The organism is Pseudomonas sp. Pme6b, from assembly GCF_058129925.1.
Genome location: NZ_CM176704.1, coordinates 2,148,488 through 2,167,045 on the forward strand (window position 1 = coordinate 2,148,488; position 18,558 = coordinate 2,167,045).

13 protein-coding genes and 2 pseudogenes are annotated in these 18,558 nt (G+C 58.1%); 8 read left to right on the top strand and 7 right to left on the bottom strand.

Annotation, left to right across the window (positions count from 1 at the left end; translation table 11 throughout):
- Window positions 1-189 precede the first annotated feature (189 nt).
- Window positions 190-798: a TetR/AcrR family transcriptional regulator gene (locus tag AC4ANE_RS09850; protein WP_002552765.1), complete on the bottom strand. Its 609-nt coding sequence runs from the start codon at window positions 796-798 to the stop codon at window positions 190-192.
- Between the two features lie 106 nt (window positions 799-904).
- Window positions 905-3,764: pseudogene (locus tag AC4ANE_RS09855) on the bottom strand (PAS domain-containing hybrid sensor histidine kinase/response regulator).
- A gap of 342 nt (window positions 3,765-4,106) precedes the next feature.
- Between AC4ANE_RS09855 and AC4ANE_RS09860 the strand changes: the two are divergent.
- Window positions 4,107-4,760, top strand: coding sequence for a TetR/AcrR family transcriptional regulator (locus AC4ANE_RS09860; RefSeq protein ID WP_002552766.1), 654 nt, complete (start codon window positions 4,107-4,109; stop codon window positions 4,758-4,760).
- 74 nt (window positions 4,761-4,834) lie between these two features.
- Here the strand turns inward: AC4ANE_RS09860 and AC4ANE_RS09865 are convergent, their stop codons facing one another.
- From AC4ANE_RS09865 to AC4ANE_RS09875, 3 genes are all read right to left on the bottom strand, one after another.
- Entirely contained in the window at window positions 4,835-7,525 is a 2,691-nt protein-coding gene (locus AC4ANE_RS09865) for a beta-glucosidase (RefSeq protein ID WP_031594816.1), read from the bottom strand.
- Between the two features lie 59 nt (window positions 7,526-7,584).
- On the bottom strand, window positions 7,585-7,833 hold the full coding sequence (locus AC4ANE_RS09870) for a hypothetical protein (RefSeq protein WP_002552767.1): 249 nt from the start codon (window positions 7,831-7,833) through the stop codon (window positions 7,585-7,587).
- Between the two features lie 297 nt (window positions 7,834-8,130).
- Window positions 8,131-9,306: an MFS transporter gene (locus AC4ANE_RS09875; RefSeq protein ID WP_044423665.1), complete on the bottom strand. Its 1,176-nt coding sequence runs from the start codon at window positions 9,304-9,306 to the stop codon at window positions 8,131-8,133.
- 125 nt (window positions 9,307-9,431) lie between these two features.
- On the opposite strand from AC4ANE_RS09875, the gene AC4ANE_RS09880 reads away from it, so the two are divergent.
- The gene (locus AC4ANE_RS09880; RefSeq protein WP_002552769.1) at window positions 9,432-10,115 is read left to right on the top strand and encodes an ArsR/SmtB family transcription factor; all 684 of its coding nucleotides are present in this window, start codon (window positions 9,432-9,434) and stop codon (window positions 10,113-10,115) included.
- A 50-nt stretch (window positions 10,116-10,165) separates the two neighbouring features.
- On the opposite strand, the gene AC4ANE_RS09885 is transcribed toward AC4ANE_RS09880, so the two are convergent.
- On the bottom strand, window positions 10,166-12,334 hold the full coding sequence (locus AC4ANE_RS09885) for a TonB-dependent siderophore receptor (protein ID WP_031594818.1): 2,169 nt from the start codon (window positions 12,332-12,334) through the stop codon (window positions 10,166-10,168).
- 185 nt (window positions 12,335-12,519) lie between these two features.
- Window positions 12,520-13,428, bottom strand: a pseudogene (locus AC4ANE_RS09890) (LysR family transcriptional regulator).
- A gap of 115 nt (window positions 13,429-13,543) precedes the next feature.
- On the opposite strand from AC4ANE_RS09890, the gene AC4ANE_RS09895 reads away from it, so the two are divergent.
- From AC4ANE_RS09895 to AC4ANE_RS09920, 6 genes are all read left to right on the top strand, one after another.
- On the top strand, window positions 13,544-13,972 hold the full coding sequence (locus AC4ANE_RS09895) for a VOC family protein (protein WP_005731427.1): 429 nt from the start codon (window positions 13,544-13,546) through the stop codon (window positions 13,970-13,972).
- Window positions 13,969-14,553 carry a glutathione S-transferase family protein gene (locus AC4ANE_RS09900; RefSeq protein WP_002552773.1) on the top strand — a complete coding sequence of 195 codons (585 nt, stop codon included), beginning with the start codon at window positions 13,969-13,971 and terminating at the stop codon, window positions 14,551-14,553. The genes AC4ANE_RS09895 and AC4ANE_RS09900 overlap by 4 nt, the downstream gene beginning before the upstream one ends.
- A gap of 255 nt (window positions 14,554-14,808) precedes the next feature.
- On the top strand, window positions 14,809-16,347 hold the full coding sequence (locus AC4ANE_RS09905; protein WP_031594819.1) for a cryptochrome/photolyase family protein: 1,539 nt from the start codon (window positions 14,809-14,811) through the stop codon (window positions 16,345-16,347).
- Window positions 16,344-16,487, top strand: coding sequence for a DUF2256 domain-containing protein (locus tag AC4ANE_RS09910; RefSeq protein ID WP_004658371.1), 144 nt, complete (start codon window positions 16,344-16,346; stop codon window positions 16,485-16,487). Before AC4ANE_RS09905 ends, AC4ANE_RS09910 begins: the two co-directional genes overlap by 4 nt.
- A gap of 146 nt (window positions 16,488-16,633) precedes the next feature.
- The gene (locus tag AC4ANE_RS09915) at window positions 16,634-17,062 is read left to right on the top strand and encodes a DUF2231 domain-containing protein (protein ID WP_002552775.1); all 429 of its coding nucleotides are present in this window, start codon (window positions 16,634-16,636) and stop codon (window positions 17,060-17,062) included.
- The gene (locus AC4ANE_RS09920) at window positions 17,059-18,351 is read left to right on the top strand and encodes a PQQ-dependent sugar dehydrogenase (RefSeq protein ID WP_002552776.1); all 1,293 of its coding nucleotides are present in this window, start codon (window positions 17,059-17,061) and stop codon (window positions 18,349-18,351) included. Before AC4ANE_RS09915 ends, AC4ANE_RS09920 begins: the two co-directional genes overlap by 4 nt.
- Window positions 18,352-18,558: the final 207 nt, after the last annotated feature.

Consider the following 18,558-nt stretch of genomic DNA (forward strand, 5'->3'; position numbering starts at 1 on the left):
CGATTGGCTCTATCGACGGACCCTCAGTGAATGTAGGATCCAATTCAACAGCTGCAGCGAAGGAACGCCGCAGCGATCAGGGAAGATCGACCATTGCCAGGAGGCTACTGACAGGATGTCGGAATGGTCATGTTGCAAAACCACCCGCTTCGGCGGGTTTTTTGCGTCTGCAGCAAAGCGGGGTGGGGTTCAGCGGTCCGGCTCGCAACCCTTGAGCACCAGCCTGAGAATGGTCCGGGTCGCGGCCTCGTAATCAGCGTCCTCCAGTTTCGCCTTGCCGGTAACGGTTGCGATCTGCCAGTCGAAATCTGCGTAGGTCTGGGTCGCGGCCCAGATGGTGAACATCAGGTGATGGGGATCGAGCGGGGCGATCTGCCCGCTGTCGATCCAGGCTTGAATGCATTCGATATTGTGCCGCGCCTGCCCATTGAGCTGTTCGATCTGCTCTGACGTAAGGTGCGGGGCGCCGTGCATGATCTCGCTGGCGAACACTTTTGAGGCAAAGGGCAGGTCACGGGAAATCTGGATCTTCGAACGGATGTAGCTGCTCAGTACGTCGGCCGGTACACCTTGAGGATTGAACGGCGTCGAAGCTTGCAGGATGGGCTCGATGATGCTTTCCAGCACCTCGCGATAGAGGTTGTCCTTGGATTTGAAGTAGTAATAGACGTTGGGCTTGGGGACACCGGCCTTGGCCGCGATATCGCTGGTCTTGCTGGCGGCGAAGCCCTTGTCGGCGAATTCTTCGCTGGCAGCGCGCAGGATGAGTTCTTTGTTGCGCTCGCGGATACTGCTCATGACCCGGTTATTCCCTTGCCTGCATGGCGGTCGCGCATGTTAGCACCGGGTTCGCGCAGCGCTCAATGTCGAAGGCCCGAAGCAGGATCGCAACGAGCCGGTTGCATCAGGCGCTCATCAATTCCTGGACTCGGGCAGCCAGAGCATCAATCGCAAACGGCTTGGTCAGTACCCGCATGCCTGGCCCGAGCTGCTCGTCACCAATGGCAGCGTTTTCTGCATAACCGGTGATGAACAGGGTTTTCAGATGCGGACGTACTTCGCGTCCCGCGTCGGCCATCTGTCGCCCGTTCATGCCACCGGGCAAGCCCACGTCGGTGATGAGCAGATCGATATGCACGTCCGAGCGCAGCAGTTTGAGGCCGGCCAGGCTGTCGGCCGCCTCGATCAGGGTATAACCCAGATCCCCGAGCGCGTCGGTGAGCAGCATGCGTACCGTCGGTTCGTCGTCCACGATCAGAATGGTCTCTCCAGACTGGGTAAACTCGAACGGCGCCTGGTGCACATCGCTCTCGTCTCTGGTCGCTGTACCGTCGTAACGTGGCAGATACAGGGATATCGAGGTTCCCTTGCCCACCTGCGACTGAATGCGCACCCGACCGCCGGACTGATTGGCGAACCCGTAAATCATCGACAGACCAAGACCGGTGCCCTGACCAATGGGCTTGGTGGTGAAGAAGGGGTCGAATGCCTTGGCGATGACATCGGGCGTCATGCCTGTGCCGGTGTCGGTCACGCACAGCGACAGATAGTGACCCTCAGGCATATCGTGCATCCGCGCCACATCACCTTCTATCCATTGGTTGTCGGCCTCGATCGTGATGCGCCCGCCGTCCGGCATCGCGTCGCGGGCGTTGATACACAGATTCAGCAGCGCGTTCTCCAGCTGGCTTGCATCGACCAGCGTTGGCCATAGACCTATGGTGCCAATGGTTTCGACCACGATGCTGGGGCCTACCGTGCGCTGGATAAGGTCTGTCATGCCTTTCATCAGCCTGTTCACGTCGGTTGGCTGTGGGTCCAGTGTCTGGCGTCGGGAGAAGGCCAGAAGCCTGTGCGTCAAGGCCGCGGCGCGCTTGGCAGCGCCCTGTGCGGTGACGATGTATTTGTCTACATCGTTCCAGCGCCCCTGTGCAATACGGGTGTTCATCAATTCCAGAGCACCGGAAATGCCCGCCAGCAGGTTGTTGAAATCATGGGCGAGACCGCCAGTCAGTTGCCCCACAGCTTCCATTTTCTGCGACTGACGCAGCTTTTCTTCAGCCTGCATCAGTTCCGCAGTGCGTGCTGCCACGCGCTGTTCAAGCGTGTCGTTGAGCGAGCGCAGCGCTGCAGTGGCCCGGTCGCGCTCGGCCGCCACAGCACGTCGTTCATCGACGTTGATGAGCACGCCCGGGAAGCTCAGTGGAGTGCCGTCATCGGCACGGTCGACACGACCGTTCGCCTCGATCCAGTAGTAGAGGCCGTCGGCACGGCGGACCCGATACTGGTGGGCATAAACACGCCCACTGGTGATGACCGCGTTGATCGCATCGATCAAGCCTTGCTTGTCTTCGGGATGAACAGTGGCAATGACCTGTTCCAGACTCAAACCATCGAAGCCCAGAGCGGGGTCAAGACCAAACGCCTTGGCGAAGGCTTCGTCGACGGTAAAGCGGTCGGCCGTCAAGTCCCAATGCCAGGTACCGATAATCGCACCCGCGGCGAGGGCGAGCTGAACGCGGTCGACGTTCGCGCGTGCGACGGCTTCGCTGGTGCGCAATCGCTCCTCGGCGTTGCGTCTTTCCGTCACGTCACTGAAGATGACTGCAATCTGTCGATCAGCCGGTTCACCGACACGCACCGCTCTGACTTCAAACCAGCGCTCGAACGCCTTGGCGTAATTCTCGAAATTGGCAGGTTCGCCGGTTTTGGCGACATGGCCATAAGCCTCAAACCAGAAACGCTCCAGGTCTGGAGCAAACTCGGTCACCCACTTGCCACGCAAATCGACACCGGCCTGACGTTCAAAGGCAGGATTGACCTCGATGAACCGGTAGTCTACCGGGCTGTCGTCTGCATCGAACTTGACCTGAATGATGGCGAACGCTGCTTCGATGGTCTCCAGCATGGCTCTGGAGCGCTCTTCGCTCTGGCGCAGCGCGTTTTCTGCCTGTTGCATCTGTGACATGTCGAGCATCGCGCCGATCATGCGTACGGCTTTGCCCTCGTTGTTGCGTATCACATGACCACGGTCCAGAACATTGGCATAAGTACCATCGAATCGGCGAAAACGGTATTCATCGGTCCAGGCAGTGCCGCTGCCGTCAATCAATGCATGGATAGAGTGGTAAATGCGTGTCTGGTCATCGGGATGGATCTGGGCTATCCACCAGTTACCGGAGGTGTCCAGTGTCGTCAGGGGGTGGCCGTATGCATGTTCCAGTGCGTCATTCCAGAGCACGTGGTTGGCGGTAAAATCCCAATCCCATATTGCGTCATTGGTAGCCTTGGCGGCCAACCGGTAACGTTCCTGGGCTTCTTCGGTTGCGCGTGCCACCAGATGCTCCCGGGTGCGGTCGCGCAGGATCTTGACGAGTATTTTCCTCGTCATACAGCGGCATCATTTCGCCAGACGCCCAGAACAGCTGACCATCCTTGCGCAGGTGCCAGCGTTCGTCCGACGCTCGGCCGACGCTCAGAGCGAGTTGCATTTCATGTTCGATCCGGCCGCAGGCGCGGTCCTCCGGCGTGAAGAAACACTCCGCATCCTGCCCGACCATTTGTGCAGCGGACCAGCCTAACACCTGTTCTGCACCCGGATTCCAGTCGGTAATGATGCCGTCTGGATCCGTGAGGATCATGGCAAAGTCCAACGCGCTGTCAAAAGCCGCACGCTTGCGCGCCTCCCGGCTGTGCAGTGCTGCTGCGCCGTTTTCCGGCCCGGCGTCGATACCGGCTTCTTCAAGTGCTGCGCGCAGGTGCACGACCTGTGCTTCCAGCTCTTCTCTTGTCAGGTATTTCAGAGCGCCTCCGGCTCACACGTTAATTGTCTGCATGGTCGGGCAGCTGCCCGTGGCTGCTTTTCGCACTGCAATCTCACTGTCGAGGTCGACGCTTGCCAGTGCCCCTCAGCGTCCGGGTGCCAGGTGCCGTACTTTGGGTATGTCTCTCTATGGCTATCGACATACAGTCGGGCTTCGGTATGCATCGGCATGCGTGCGGGTTTCTTTAAAGGGCGTCAATATCGGTGCTCAGGCCTTTTTTCCGGGTTTCTTCCGGTCGCATGCTACGATTTATCCTTTCGTTGTGCGAACAGTGCCCTTCGTATGTCCGTGAATTCAAACAGTTCTGATACACCCGCCACAGTCAAGCAACCTGCGGTTAAGCGACGTCTTCCCAAAGGGGAGGTGCGCAAGGCAGAGATCATTCAGGCAGCCATGACCATCTTCGCCCGGGATGGCTATGCGGGGGCCTCGTTGTCTAACATTGCCAAGGTTGCAGGTCTCTCTCAGGTCGGATTGCTGCATCATTTCCCGACCAAACTGGTGTTGTTGCAAGCTGTTCTTGAACATAGGGATCAGTACGTTGCTGCCAGGTTACAGGACGCCGGGCAAGTCGCTTCGCTGGAGGGGTTCATTGCCTTTCTGAAGCAGGTCATGAGTTTCAGCATCGAAGACGCCTCCGTCAGCCAGGCGCTGATGATCATCAACACTGAAAGTCTGTCGGTCACGCACCCTGCACACCGCTGGTTCAGTGAGCGTTTCCAGATTGTGCACAGTCATCTTCAGACGCATCTGAATGTGCTGGCTCAGGCAGGTGAAATTCGCCAGGACGTTGATGTCAGGCAAATCAGCCTTGAGATAGTTGCGATGATGGATGGCATGCAGATTCAGTGGCTTCGATCGCCAGCAGACGTGCAGATAGACAGTGCATTTGCCAGGTTTCTCGAACGACTGGCGCAGGAACTGGCAGGGCGCTGATCAACGATCAATCGCATGAGAGTAATCGGTGGTCGCATCGACCACCGATTACCGCTACTCAGAATGGCTGTTGCTTAGTAAGCCTGCTCTGCCTTGACTTGTACTGCCTTGCGCAGGGGGACTGGAAGGGGGTTTGAATCTCGTGTGGTCAGTTGCTCCGGATAAAGCGCTACTACCGTGCGGTCGAGTGCCAGGTTTTCCGAGTCCTTGCCCACCAGGACCTTGAACTTGCCAGGGTCGACGTTCCAGCTCACCGAATCGGGTGAGTAATAAGCGAAAGAACGCGAGTCCAGTGCAATCGTGACGGTTTTGCTTTCGCCTGGCTTCAGGTAAACCTTGGTAAAGCCCTTCAACTCTTTCTCCGGGCGATCAACCTGAGGCCTGGATGGCTGCACATAAAGCTGAGCAACTTCAAAACCTGCCTTGTCGCCAGTATTGGTGACCTTGAAAGAGGCCTGAATGGTCGCGCCCGGAGCCAATACGTTGCTCGACAGTTTCAGATCACTGTACTCGTACGTGGTATAGGAAAGCCCGAAACCGAATGGATAGAGCGGTTTGGTGTGCTTCTTGTCGTAACCGCGATAGCCCAGGTACAGGCCTTCGCTGTAGGTCATTTCAACTGGAGGGTTGGCGCTGCTGAAATAGTACGGCACCGGGTTCGAGTAGGAAGCATAGCTGGGGTTGTCCTGCGCCTTCTTGTCCAGGGTGATCGGAAGCTTGCCCGACGGGTTGACCTTGCCATACAGAATTTCGGCCAGTGCCTGACCACCCTGTTGCCCCGGATACCATGCGTGCAGAGACGCAGCTACCTTGTCAGCCCAGGGCTGCATATCCATACCACCGCCACCGTGCAGTACGACGATGGTTTTAGGGTTGGCTTTCTGAATGAAGCTGATCAACTCGGACTGGAATTGCGGCAGTTCGAACGGCCGATCAAGCGACTCACCCTCGTATTCGAAGTTATTGCCGGCGGCTACCACGACAGCGTCGTAATCCCCCAGGTTCTTCGGTGGACGCAACGCTGCCCAGCTCATCTGCACACCGTTCATGCCGCCCAGTACCGGAGTGAAGTTGCCTTTAAGCCGGCGATATTCCAGGCGCACGTTGTACTCGGTACCGGCCTTAAGACTGGCCGTTTTGACAGTGCGCGGCACCACTGGAATCAGGTCGAACGAGACTTGCGAGCCCTCATCCTCAAGCACCAGCTCGTCATTGATCCAGAGTTTATAGGCACCGTCCGCCCGTACCTTGAACACCTGAGGGCCGCTGATCGTCGGTTTGATCTTGCTGGTGAAGCGCGCCGAGAACGAGCCTGCTGACGGGGTATAGCCGTTGACTGTGCTGGTGCCGTTATCGGTCTGGTTGGTGTTGGTAATCCAGTCCAGATTGATGCCGGGTTCGACGCGGGTTGCAACCGGGTCGCCGGACAGCGAGGTATTGGCGTAATACTCGGCTTTTACACCGGTATTGCTGATGGCCTGTTGGTCTTTAGCGGGCTGATACCAGACCGACGACTTCGGGTTCAGGCTCATCTGTGAAAGGTATTCCACGTTGGATGTATTCGACGCCAGTTGCTTGAGGCCGCTTAGTTCAGGGACATAGCTTGCGGGTGCCGAATAAGCCGTACCGAACGGCGCGGTCGGGGGCTGCATGGCCAGATCACCAATGACCGCTATCTTTGCGTTTCTGGACAGTGGCAGCAGAGGCTTGTTTCCGTCTACCGGCTGGTTGCGCAGCAGGACTATCGACTCCCTGGCCACGTTCAAGGCCGCCAGTTGCCCGTACTCACGATGCTCCAGTGGCTGCGCCTTGTTGATCCCCTTGTCAAAGCCGTAGCTGACCAGCGCTCTCAGGTTCCTGCGCACCTTGTCATCGATCACGTTCTGATGCAGTTGACCATTCCAGATGTAAGGCAGCAGTTTGGCTTCAGTAAACTGGAGCCCGCTGGGCATGTCGATATCGGTACCCGCCCACGCACCCTTGAAGGCGTCCTGAACCGAGTTGAAATCGCTCATGACGTTACCTTGAAAGCCCCATTGGCCTTTCAGGATGTCGGTGATGAGGTGGTGGTTTTCACACGCATATTCGCCGTTGATCTTGTTGTAGCCGCACATGATCGAGGCGATATTGGCGTTCTTGACCAGTGACTCGAAGCCAGGCAGATACAGCTCTTGCATCGCTCGCTCGTCAATCTTCACATCCAGATAATGACGGTTCGCTTCTTGCTCGTTCATCAGGTAGTGCTTGGCGGCCGCCTGGACGCCTTGCACCTGAATGCCGTTGGTCACCGCAGGTGCCAATACGGCACCGAGAAACGGGTCTTCGCCGCTCATGTACTCAGCCGCTCGCCCGTTGAAAGGCGTACGGTAGAGGTTGATGGCTGGCGAGAGCATTTGCTGCCCGCCCGCTATCCGGGTTTCGTAGCCGATCGCCAGACCGAATTCCTTGGCCCGGTTGATGCTCCAGGTGGCTGCGAGTGCTGACGGGGAAGGGTACTGCGCACCGAACGTCTTGCCGCCGACCAGCACGCCCATCGCCGAATCATAGGCGACCGTACCCTGCAGGTTGAACTTGTCCAGCTTCGGAATCATCCGGCCGTCGTCAACGCGCGAGAAATTGATTTTTTCCGATTGCGTCATGTTGTCGAGCATTGCGCCTACGCGCGCTTCGACTTCATTGCCTGTCATCGGCGTCACAGCGAACACGCTGCCTGCCTGGGCGATACCGAGCGCCAACAGGCTCAGGCCCAGGCCTTGTTTGATCATGGACACGGAGTTATTCCTTACGTCATTCATAGGTTGATCGGTTGCAGTCAGTGGGTCACTCAGTGGTCTTCATTGCCGGCAGGGGCGTCAGCAGTGTCGATCGGCGCATCCACCACCGTTTGCGCGCCATTGGGCGTTTTCTGTACGGCAGCGTCGGCACCGGTGATCTGCTCACGCTGAGCGTCGACCTCTGCGCGGCGCTCGCTCGACGTGGATGGCAGCGGGTTCTGCCTGTCAGCGGCAGACACCGGCAGGGCGGCAAGGGACATCAGTAAAGTGGCAACAACAGGCAGCAGGGGGCTGGCCATCGGGAGAGTCTCCAAATAGAAATATGAAACAGGCAGACAGGCAAGTCGGCAGCTCGGGGCGGCCGACAGGTTCTTCAAAACGTGCGTAACAAGCAGAAAATTGCTGAACGGTAAAATACACGAATGCAATTTTATATAGTTGATGGTATGTAAATTCAGGTATCAACTATACGGATTTAACTTTGATTTAATCCCATAAAATTCATATTTACGGCAATAAATTAGTGTTTTTTACTATTTTATAGAAATTAATATTCTTTTTTAAAAGCAGAGTGCTCACTCTGTTTTTGGCATTGGCTACGGTTTTACATGTGGCCGCGTGCTGATGAGGACAAGTATCGCTGCCGCCTGAATACTGGCAGCAAGTGCCAGCGCTATCAGGTCGCTGTCAGGCCCGTTGAATAAAGTCCGGACGCCACCGAAGAAGGCTGGCGCAAAGGCGTAGCAGCCTTGAGCGATGGCGACGATCAACGTCACCACGCGCGCAACCTGATGCCTGGGAAATTCCGCTTGGGCAATTAGCGGAGGCAGTGATGTCGCATTGCCGATACCCACACCGAAAAGAATCATGCCGGCACATAACAGAGCAGGGCTTGTGCCTATAAACATCAGCACCACACAGCCCAGGCACTGGCAGGCGTAACTCAGGCAGGCGACGTGGCGTCGACAGGTGCCTGGCGCTAATAGCCTGCTGGACAGAAATCTGCCGAAGATAGCGCTGCAGGTAGCGACACCCATGGCCATACCTGCGGTCTGCTGTGTGACGTGATCAATCAGCAGCAGGAATAATTGGCTGATCAGGCCGATCTGCGCAAACAGCCCGAGCGACATGGCCGCCGCCAGCGTGAGGAATGGTCGGTTACTCCGTAACGTTAAGGGCGCAGTGTCCTGGAATGGAGGCAGGTCAGTGGTTATCTGGAGAATGTCGTCGGGCTGCTGACCCAGATGTTCAGGCCTGAAGCGGAACACACCGAAAGCGAGGAGCGCGATCACACCTGTTGAAAGCACACCCACCACGACCGCAGTAAGGCTGAACCCGAACCGGTCGATCAGGTACACCCAGCCCGATGAAAAGACTACACCGCCGATGCTCGCGCCGTTATAGGCCATCGCCAATGCGCCAGGGCGCTTGCTGACAAACCATGGCGAGATGGTAGCGTTGACCGCTGCCGCGCCCATGGTTACCCAATTGAATCCGCTCAGCGCTGCGGCGATGAACAATTGCCAGGGCTGATTGGCGATCGACCAGCCGTACACACCGACAGCAAGGGTTGCCGCCCCTGAAACCGTAATCCACGGGAGGCCATACCTTTTGTACAACACAGGCAGGTTGACCACGACCAACGTACCTGCCAGAAAATGCACCGTGACCGCAGCCGAGCACAGCGCGGTCGACCAGCCGGTTCTCTGAATCACGGCATACATGAATATTGGCGGACCGTAAAAGCCGATGCCCCAGCCAAACACAGCCATCAGAAATGTAGCTGCGACGACTTTTCTGCCAAAAAAAACTAGATTGATGCATAGGTGAATCCCTTCAAGTGGTTTGGCAGCAGTATGATGACCGCCTACCAGAACACTTCAGGGATGGCTGAACTATGGATGTTGAAGCAGCAGACCTCTCGCTGGCGGCAGTGGCGGGTGCCATTGCTGACCCTGCACGATCCCGAATGCTTTGTGCGCTACTGGACGGGCATGCACGAACCGCGACCGAGCTGGCGGCGCTGGCCGATATAGGCGCATCGAGTGCCAGCGGCCATTTCGCGCGTTTGCGTGAGCAGGGGCTGGTGGAAATGCTCGTACAGGGCCGGCATCGTTACTATCGACTGACCAATGCGCAGGTGGCGCAAGCGCTGGAAGCCTTGCTGTTACTGACTCAACACAGCGCCGTGCCCTTCAAACCCAACACGCCTTCGGCCTTGCGACAGGCTCGAACCTGTTACGACCATTGCGCCGGTGAAGTCGCCGTCAAGTTGCACGATGCCTTACTGAAGGCCGGCTGGTTAAATGAGCAGGGCAAGGACTATGTGATCAGTGAGCGGGGTGTCGAATCACTGAATGCGCTGGGCATCGACGTGGACGCAGTACGTCAGCAACGCAGACGTCTGGCCTATGCCTGTCTGGACTGGAGCGAACGCGCCCCGCACATCGGTGGCGCTCTGGGGGCGGCGCTGCTGGAGCTGATGCTCACGCGCGGCTGGGTAAGCCGCCATCTGGACTCCAGAGCACTGAAGCTGACGGCCAAAGGGGTGGGCGGTATGGCGAAGGTGTTTGGGGTGTGAGGCGTAACCACGCTGCTACCGAGCATGCCTGGTAGCAGCGTGGCTCAGGCTCAAAAGCTGTACTTGGCCGTCAACGCATAGCTGCGCGGGTTGCCGTAGACGTCGGTGGAGCCCCATACCGAGCTTGCGCCAATCGCCGTGTAGTAGGTGCGGTCAAAGATGTTGTTGGCGTTCAGTTGCAAGTCGAGGTTCTTGCTCACCTGATACCCCGCCATCAAGTCTGCGACGGCGTAGCTGCCCTGTTCCAGGCGGTAACTGCCATTGGTGAGCGCGATGTCGTTGTACATGCGGCTCTGCCAGTAGACGTTGCCGCCGACGCGCATTTTTTCCAGTGCGCCTTGCAGGCGGTAGACGGTCGATACCTTGAACAGGTGCTCAGGTGTGTCGGTGTTGAATTGCTGGTTCTTGTTCGCCGGATCGGTGTCCTTGAGGTAGTGGGTGCGGGCATAGGTGTAGCCTGCGCCGACTTGCCAGTTCTCGGTCAGCGCGCCTTGCAGTTCCATCTCGATGCCCTGACTGCGTACCAGACCGGCTGCGTCGTAACAGGTCAGGACCGCGCAGCCCGCCTGGGTCGGTGACTCGGTCTTGAGGTTTTTCTGGTCGATCCGGAACACTGCCAGGCTGGCATTGAGGGCGCCGTTGAAATATTCGCCCTTGATACCGACTTCATAGTTTTCGCCCACGACGGGGTCTAGCACCTTGCCAGACAAGCTTTGCGCGCTCTGTGGCTGGAAGACATCGGTGTAGCTGGTGTACAGGGAATGGTGTTCATCCAGCTTGTAGATCAGCCCCGCGTAGCGGGTCAGATTGCGGGTGACCTTGTAGTCTTCATCGCCAGAGCGATCGTCGTAGTCGTACCAGTCCAGACGGCCGCCGAGGATCAGGGTCAGCGGGTCGGCCAGGCTCAGACGTGTAGTGAGGTAAATCGCGTCCTGAGTGGCGATGCTATGCGTCTTGCCATCGCGGACGAAGTCCGGCTTCGGCGCGCCAATCGGCAGTCCTGTGTCGTAGGGGCTGTATTCCTTGCTGGTCTTGTCGTACAAGCGCCTGCTGGTGCCGACCACCACTTCATGGGTGCGCCCAAACGCTTCGACCGGTCCGCTGGCGTAGACATCGAACGCAGTCTGCTGCTCCTCAGGCTTGGACTGATAGGCCGTCGTTTCCAGCGGGCCGTTGTAGCGCGACAGGTAAGTGCCTGAAAACAGACCGTCCAGCGACGAGCTCGAGCCTGCTACGCGTAGTTTCCAGTCGTTGTCGAAACGGTGCTCCAGCTCACCGAACACGGTGTCTATGCGGATTTTCTTGTTTTCCCAATCCGAGCCGGAATAGGTCGAACGCGGCAGGTTCAGGTGATGGCCGTCAGTGCCGAGTGGGAGGCCGCCCCAGAAGTAATTGGTCTGATCTTCCTGACGAGACAAGCCCAGAGTGGCGGTCGTGGCATCGTTCAGATCGGCCTCGACAACCCCGTAGAAAACGCCGTGATCGCTTTTTTCCTTGTCGCGGAAACTGTTGGCATCCTGGTAGGAACCGACTATTCGGCCGCGTACCGTGCGGCTATCGTTCAGTGGTCCGGAGGCATCGAATACGCCGCGGTAGTCGTCCCAGCTCCCGACCGTGCCGGTGAGGGTGACTTGTGGAACGGCGGTAGGACGTTTGCGCACCATATTGATCGCCGCTGAAGGGTTACCAGACCCTGTCGCCAGGCCTGTAGCGCCTCTGATCACCTCGACATGATCGAACATGGCCAGGTTGGGCTGAACGCCTGCCGTGTAGCCCGAGTATGAGGCGGGCAGGCCGTCGTACATGATGTTGTCGATGTCGAAACCGCGAGAGGTATAGGTTTGCCGACCCGGTCCGCTGGACTGGTCCAAAAACAGACCTGGGGTGTATTTCACCACGTCGTTGATGCTGGTCATGGCCTGGTCGTCCATGCGCTGACGAGTGACGACGGTCACAGCCTGCGGGGTTTCGCGGATGGTCAGCGGCAATTTGGTCGCTGTCTGCATCGGGCCCGTGGTGTAGGACTGACTGTCTTCGGTAGTAGAGCCAAGTTGGTCGCTGCTGATTTGCGTCGCGCCCAGCTCCATTGTCGTCGCCGATGACGCTTCTGTGGCTTGCGTTTCAGCGCCGTAGGCAGCCTGAGAAGTTGCGATCCAGATGCCCATTGTCAGCAGGGCAGGGGTAAAAAGAAAACGGCTTTGCGATTGCTGGCCCGGCATGAACCCGACACTCCCTGAAGCCGTCCGTGGCTGGATGATAATAATGTTGATAACTGTTCGCATTATTGTGGCAGGTTGTTTCTGTCAGAAAAAGACACTGCGAACAAATAGTTAACAAAATTTTCACATTTCCACTGCGAGCACAGGTGCCTCTGTACCGTACATCAGATGAGCTTTTGGCAGCGCTATCGGTCTTGAAGAGAGGGATCAGGCAGGCATTTTTCCAGCTGTGGAATTGCCCATTCGACGAATGCCTTGACCCGTGGCGAGAGCTACAAGGCGTGCGGATAAACCAGTTGAATCGGCAGATCTGCCGTTTCGAAGTCGTTGAGTACCCTGATCAGGCGACCGTCAGCCAGTTCGTCTGCAACCTGATAATGCATCAGCCGGGTCACGCCCAGACCCTGCACGCAGGCTAGGCTGGCGGCGCGGACCTGATTACAGACAAGTCTGGGGATAATGTCCTGTATCAACTCTTTGCCCTGATGCCGGAAGTACCACTGCCGGCCGTGCGAAGCCAGCGTAATGCACGCGTGCTCAGGCAGGGATTTCGGGGTGTCCAGCAGCGGGGCGGTGCGCAGGTAGCCCGGGCTTGCGCAGCTCACCAGCCGGGTCGCCCCGATCCTGCGCGCGACCATCGCCGAGTCCGGGAGATGGCCGATGCGCAACGCCAGATCAAGGCGCTCGTCGAGCAGAGGCACGATCTGGTCATTGAGGTTCAGCTCGACGTTGATGTTCTGATGCTCGCAGAGAAAGGCGTTTACCAACGGGGCGATATAACGCTGTCCGAACTCGACAGGTGCCGTCACCCGAAGAAGGCCGCGTACGATTCCGTCGCGGCCATCAAGGCGCTGTTCCATATCATCGAAGTCCGCGAGCATGCGCCGGGTCCAGCGCAAATACTCCTCGCCCTCATCGGTCAGAGCCATGCGCCGCGTGCTGCGGTTCAACAGGCGTACGCCCAGATGACTTTCCAGAGCGGCCAGCGAGCGGACCAGCGACGCAACCGATTGCCCGGTGACATCCGCCGCCGAACTCAGACTGCCACTGTCGACGATCCGCACGAAATTGGCCATTGCCTTGAGCCTGTCCATTGCCACCTTCTGATTTGTGCGATTAGTGCATAGGTCTTGTCAGGTCCGCAGCATAGGTGAAACCGCTGCCGTGGCCGACACTTGCGAAACTGCTTCCAACCGGAGTTTCAACCTCATGAGTCTGCAACCCAACCCCGCCCGGATTCTCGCATACGACCACATCGGTATTCGCGTCAGCGACCAAAACCGCGCACTGGCCTTCTATCAGGCGCTTGGTTTTGTCGAGAGTGCGCGTTTTCCACGTTACGAAGCCAACGAGATGCTCAGCCCGGACGGCGTGCGCATCAACCTGATCTTCAATGGCGTTCGCGTGCCCCGTGCTCACAACGTGTTGCTGGATGCCCCGCTGAAACTACCCGGCATGACGCACCCGGCGTTTATCGTCGATGACTTGCAGGCGCTAGAGCGCTGGCTCGACGCGCAGGGAATTGTCGTCACTGAAGGGCCGCACCCCATCGGCCCGCGACGAATTGCACTGTTCATCCGCGACCCCGATGGCAACGTTCTGGAATTCAATCAACTCGTCGATGGAGACACACAATGAAACTGTACGATCTGCAAGCCTCCGGCAACTGCTACAAAGTCCGCCTGTTCGCTGCCCTGGCCCATATCGAGCTTGAAGTGGTAGCGGTGGACTTTCTGAACGGCGAGCATAAAAAGCCACCACTGTCTGACCTCAATCCTCTGGGCGAATTACCTGTTCTACAAGATGGTCCGGTCGTCCTGCGCGACTCGCAGGCCATTCTGATTTACCTCGCTGGCGAATATGGCGGCCTGGCGTGGTGGCCCGCTCACCCTCAAGGCCAGGCCGAAATCGCCCAATGGCTGTCGTTCGCCGGCAACGAGATCCAGCACAGCCTTTGCGCGGCGCGACTGGTGCAGAAATTCGGCGCTGCGCTGAACAAGGCCGAGGCCCTGCAGAAATCGTCTGTTGTGTTGGGGCTACTCGACAAACACCTTGAACAGCATGACTGGCTGGCAATGGGGCGGCCTACGATTGCCGAGTGTGCGGTTTATCCGTATGTGGTGCTGGCACCGGAAGGCGGTGTGGAGCTGGGGGCGTATCCGAGTGTTTTGCGGTGGGTTGAACGGGTGGCGGGGCTGGCGGGTTACCAGTCGGTTTGATTCGGGCCGGTGGCCTGGCAATGATCGTGTAGGTGCCTGCCAGTTGGCAGGACACCACTCGGCCACCGCAGCTGTACCTGCGACAACCATTACAGGTAACTCATCGAAAAACGCTATGAAAATCTTGTACATGAAATTACATTGGTACAAGTTTTGCGGCTTCGGAGTATTGGGTAGCTGGCCCTGAGGTACAGGCCAATCGTCTGTCGCCACAGCTTTTCAGATCCTTGCAGACGCCATGCGGAGCTTTTTCCATTGACCGAATCCCCCCATCTCCACCTCGTCCTTGGTGATCAACTGTGTTTCGACCTGGCGTCCCTGAAAGACCTGAACCCAGAGCGCGATACGGTCCTGCTGGTCGAAGTGATGGAGGAGGCGAGCCATGTGCCGCATCATCCGCAGAAAATCGTGCTGATCTTCAGCGCCATGCGTCATTTTGCCGAGGCGCTGCGTGAGCGCGGCATTCGGGTGCAGTACGTCATGCTTGATGACCCGCAGAACACCGGGTCGGTGCCGGGTGAGTTGCGGCGCTGGCAGGCCCTGCTGCAAGCCAAAGAGCTGCACGTCACCGAGTGCGGTGACTGGCGGCTGGAGCAGTCGATCAAGGACAGCGGGTTGCCGATTCAATGGTATGCCGATACGCGCTTTCTCTGTTCCCGCGAAGAGTTTTTGTCGTGGGCGCAGGGTAAAAAGCAGTTGCGCATGGAGTTCTTCTACCGGGAGATGCGGCGCAAGAGCCGGTTGCTGTTGAACGGCGATGGCACACCGGTGGGCGGTGCCTGGAATTTTGATGCGGAAAACCGCAAGGCGCTGCCCAAGGGCGTCGCTGCGCCTTACCCGATGCGCTTCTCGGCAGATGGGATCACTCGCGACGTGCTGACACTGGTCGCTGAACGTTTTGCCAGTCATTACGGTTCGCTGGATGATTTCGATTACCCGGTGACGCATGTCGATGCTCAGGCGCTGTGGGACTACTTTCTCGATTTCGGGCTGTCTGGCTTCGGCGATTATCAGGATGCAATGGCCACTGATGAGCCGTTTCTGTTTCACGCGCGGATCAGCGCTGCGCTGAACATCGGTCTGCTGGATCTGCGCCAGATCTGCAGTGACGTTGAGTCCGCGTACTGGTCGGGCAGGGTGGCGCTGAATGCCGCCGAAGGTTTCATTCGCCAATTGATCGGCTGGCGGGAATATGTGCGTGGCGTTTACTGGCTGAAAATGCCCGAGTATGCCGATGGCAACCTGTTCGGTAACAGCAGGCCGCTGCCGGAGTTTTACTGGACCGGCGAAACGAAGATGAACTGCATGAGTCAGGCGATCGGCCAGAGCCTCAAGCATGCCTATGCCCATCATATTCAGCGCCTGATGGTGACCGGCAACTTTGCGCTGCTTGCCGGTATCGTGCCGAGCCAGATCTGCGAGTGGTATCTGGCGATTTACATGGACGCTTTCGACTGGGTCGAGCTGCCCAATACGCTGGGCATGGTCATGCACGCCGATGGCGGCTATCTGGGCTCCAAGCCCTACTGCGCCAGCGGCCAGTACATCAAGCGCATGTCTGACTATTGCCGAGACTGCGCTTACAAGGTCACTGAAAGCACGACTGACGATGCCTGCCCGTTCAATGCGCTCTACTGGCATTTTCTGATGCGCCATGGCGATCTTTTGCGGCGCAACCAGCGTATGGGCATTATTTACAAGAACCTTGATCGCATGGCTGAACCCAAACAGCAGGCGCTGTGGGAGCGAGGCGAGGCATTGCTGGCCAGGCTCGATGCCGGAGAGGCACTTTGAAAAAGAGTGAACTGCCGGTCAAAACCTGTGTGGTCTGCGGGCTGCCGTTTACCTGGCGCAAGAAGTGGGCGCGCTGCTGGGATGAGGTGCTTTATTGCTCTGAGCGTTGCCGGCGAAACAAGCGCACTGCAAGCCAGTAGCGTTTTCAAAATATTTCGAAATGAAAAGTGCTGAACTATCGCTTCGCCAGCATGATCCTTTTCTATGCGCATTCAGCGCGACCCTGACAGGCGAGTGCATTCGCACTGAGCATTGATCCAGGGTCGCCGAACGAAAAGGAGCCGTCATGACTGTAACCACCCATCCCGTCTACCGATATACGCCAGGCCCGCTACACGCGACCTTGCTTGCAGGAACCGTTCCTCTGTTTCTTGGCGGATTGCTGAGCGACATCGCCTACTACCAGACCTTTCAGATTCAGTGGAGCAACTTTGCCGCCTGGCTGATTGCCGGAGGCTTGCTGTTCTGCGGGCTGGCGTTGCTGTTCGCGCTGGTCAATCTAGTGCGTGCGGATCACAAGGCCGGTCGTCCCGTGGTGTACTTTCTGTTGTTGCTGGTCACCTGGGTGCTGGGTCTGGTCAATGCTTTCGAGCATGCTAAAGACGCTTGGGCGGTCATGCCGTCTGGCTTGATCCTGTCGGTTATCGTGACCGTACTGGCCGGTGTTGCGACATGGACGGGGCTGACCAGCCTGCGTTCGGGAGGTGCAGAATGAAGCACTCTCACGCACTGACAGTATTGAGCATGGCGCTGCTGCTGAGCGCCTGTGGTGGCGAAGCGGACAGTACCCAGGCACGCGGGCCGGACCCGAAACTACCGGAACCGCAACGTGGCCTGTTGCCCAGCATGAAGATTGCCGAGCCCGTTGCATGGGGCGATCAAAAGCCCACCGTACCCGAGGGGTTCAGCATCACTGCGATTGCCACCGACTTGAGCATTCCGCGCCAGTCCCTCGTGTTGCCGAACGGCGACATCCTCATCGCCGAAGGTCGCGGCGGCAGTGCTGCCAAGCTCAAGCCCAAGGATGTGATTGCCAGCGTCATCAAAGCCCAGGGCAATACCAAGGTCAAAGGCGGCAATCGCCTGACCTTGCTGCGCGACGCGGACGGTGACGGCAAGTACGAGCTAAAGACAGTCTTTGCCGAAAACCTCAATGCTCCTTATGGCTTGGCGTTTGCCGATGGCAAGCTGTACGTGGCCAATCAGGACGCGCTGGTTCGCTTCGATTATCAGGACGGTCAGACCAGGGCCAGCGGTGAGCCGGTCAAGGTTACCGATCTGCCTTCGGCGATCAACCACCACTGGACCAAGGCACTGACTGTCAGCCCTGATGGTCGCTCCCTGTACGTTGGCATCGGCTCGAACAGCAACGTGACCGAGCGTGGCATGGAAGTCGAAATCGATCGCGCGATGGTCTGGCAGATCGACGCCGCAACCGGTGCCCACAAGCCTTATGCGACCGGTCTGCGTAACCCGACCGCGTTGACGATTCAGCCGGATACCGGGCAGTTGTGGACGGTGGTCAATGAGCGTGACGAGTTGGGCCCGGACCTGGTTCCCGATTACCTGACCTCGGTGAAGGAGGGCGCGTTCTATGGCTGGCCGTATAGCTATTGGGGCCAGAACGTAGACACGCGTGCCCAGCCACAGAATCCGGCCAAGGTCGCTGCGGCGATCAAGCCGGATTACAGCCTGGGTTCGCACGTTGCCGCTCTGGGTGTGGATTTCTCCATCCCGGCCATGGGTGACAAGTTCGCTGACGGCGTCTTCGTTGGCGAGCACGGCAGCTGGAACCGCGATAATCCGGTTGGCTACAAGGTCATCTTTGTGCCGTTCAGCAATGGACGTCCTGCGGGTGAACCGGTGGACTTCGCAACGGGTTTCCGTGGTGCTGATGGCAAGACTCGCGGGCGGCCGGTAGGCGTGACGGTTGATCCGAAGGGCGCGCTCATCATCGCCGACGACCTGGCCAACACCGTCTGGAGAGTGACCCGCAACAAGTAGGTCACGACTGCCTGAGTGAGCGTTCCCATGCTCTGCATGGGAACGCCTTTCGTGACGCTCTGCGTCACCCACGAAACCTCGACGCAGAGCATCGGCCTGATAGCCAGTTTCCGCAGAAATTATCGCGGGTCGTTGACACAGAATTTCTCTCGCAAGGTGGCTTCGTCAAGGCTTTACACGGTAGGGTTACGCGCATCCACGCGCTGG

Bases quoted from the DNA above. Each gene is read 5' to 3' on its own strand.
- AC4ANE_RS09850 (WP_002552765.1), bottom strand. From the start codon at position 798: ATGAGCAGTATCCGCGAGCGCAACAAAGAACTCATCCTGCGCGCTGCC.
- AC4ANE_RS09900 (WP_002552773.1), top strand. From the start codon at position 13,969: ATGAAACTGTACGATCTGCAAGCCTCCGGCAACTGCTACAAAGTCCGC.
- AC4ANE_RS09880 (WP_002552769.1), top strand. From the start codon at position 9,432: ATGGATGTTGAAGCAGCAGACCTCTCGCTGGCGGCAGTGGCGGGTGCC.
- AC4ANE_RS09885 (WP_031594818.1), bottom strand. From the start codon at position 12,334: ATGCCGGGCCAGCAATCGCAAAGCCGTTTTCTTTTTACCCCTGCCCTG.
- AC4ANE_RS09870 (WP_002552767.1), bottom strand. From the start codon at position 7,833: ATGGCCAGCCCCCTGCTGCCTGTTGTTGCCACTTTACTGATGTCCCTT.
- AC4ANE_RS09895 (WP_005731427.1), top strand. From the start codon at position 13,544: ATGAGTCTGCAACCCAACCCCGCCCGGATTCTCGCATACGACCACATC.
- AC4ANE_RS09860 (WP_002552766.1), top strand. From the start codon at position 4,107: ATGTCCGTGAATTCAAACAGTTCTGATACACCCGCCACAGTCAAGCAA.
- AC4ANE_RS09915 (WP_002552775.1), top strand. From the start codon at position 16,634: ATGACTGTAACCACCCATCCCGTCTACCGATATACGCCAGGCCCGCTA.
- AC4ANE_RS09920 (WP_002552776.1), top strand. From the start codon at position 17,059: ATGAAGCACTCTCACGCACTGACAGTATTGAGCATGGCGCTGCTGCTG.
- AC4ANE_RS09865 (WP_031594816.1), bottom strand. From the start codon at position 7,525: ATGATCAAACAAGGCCTGGGCCTGAGCCTGTTGGCGCTCGGTATCGCC.
- AC4ANE_RS09875 (WP_044423665.1), bottom strand. From the start codon at position 9,306: ATGGCTGTGTTTGGCTGGGGCATCGGCTTTTACGGTCCGCCAATATTC.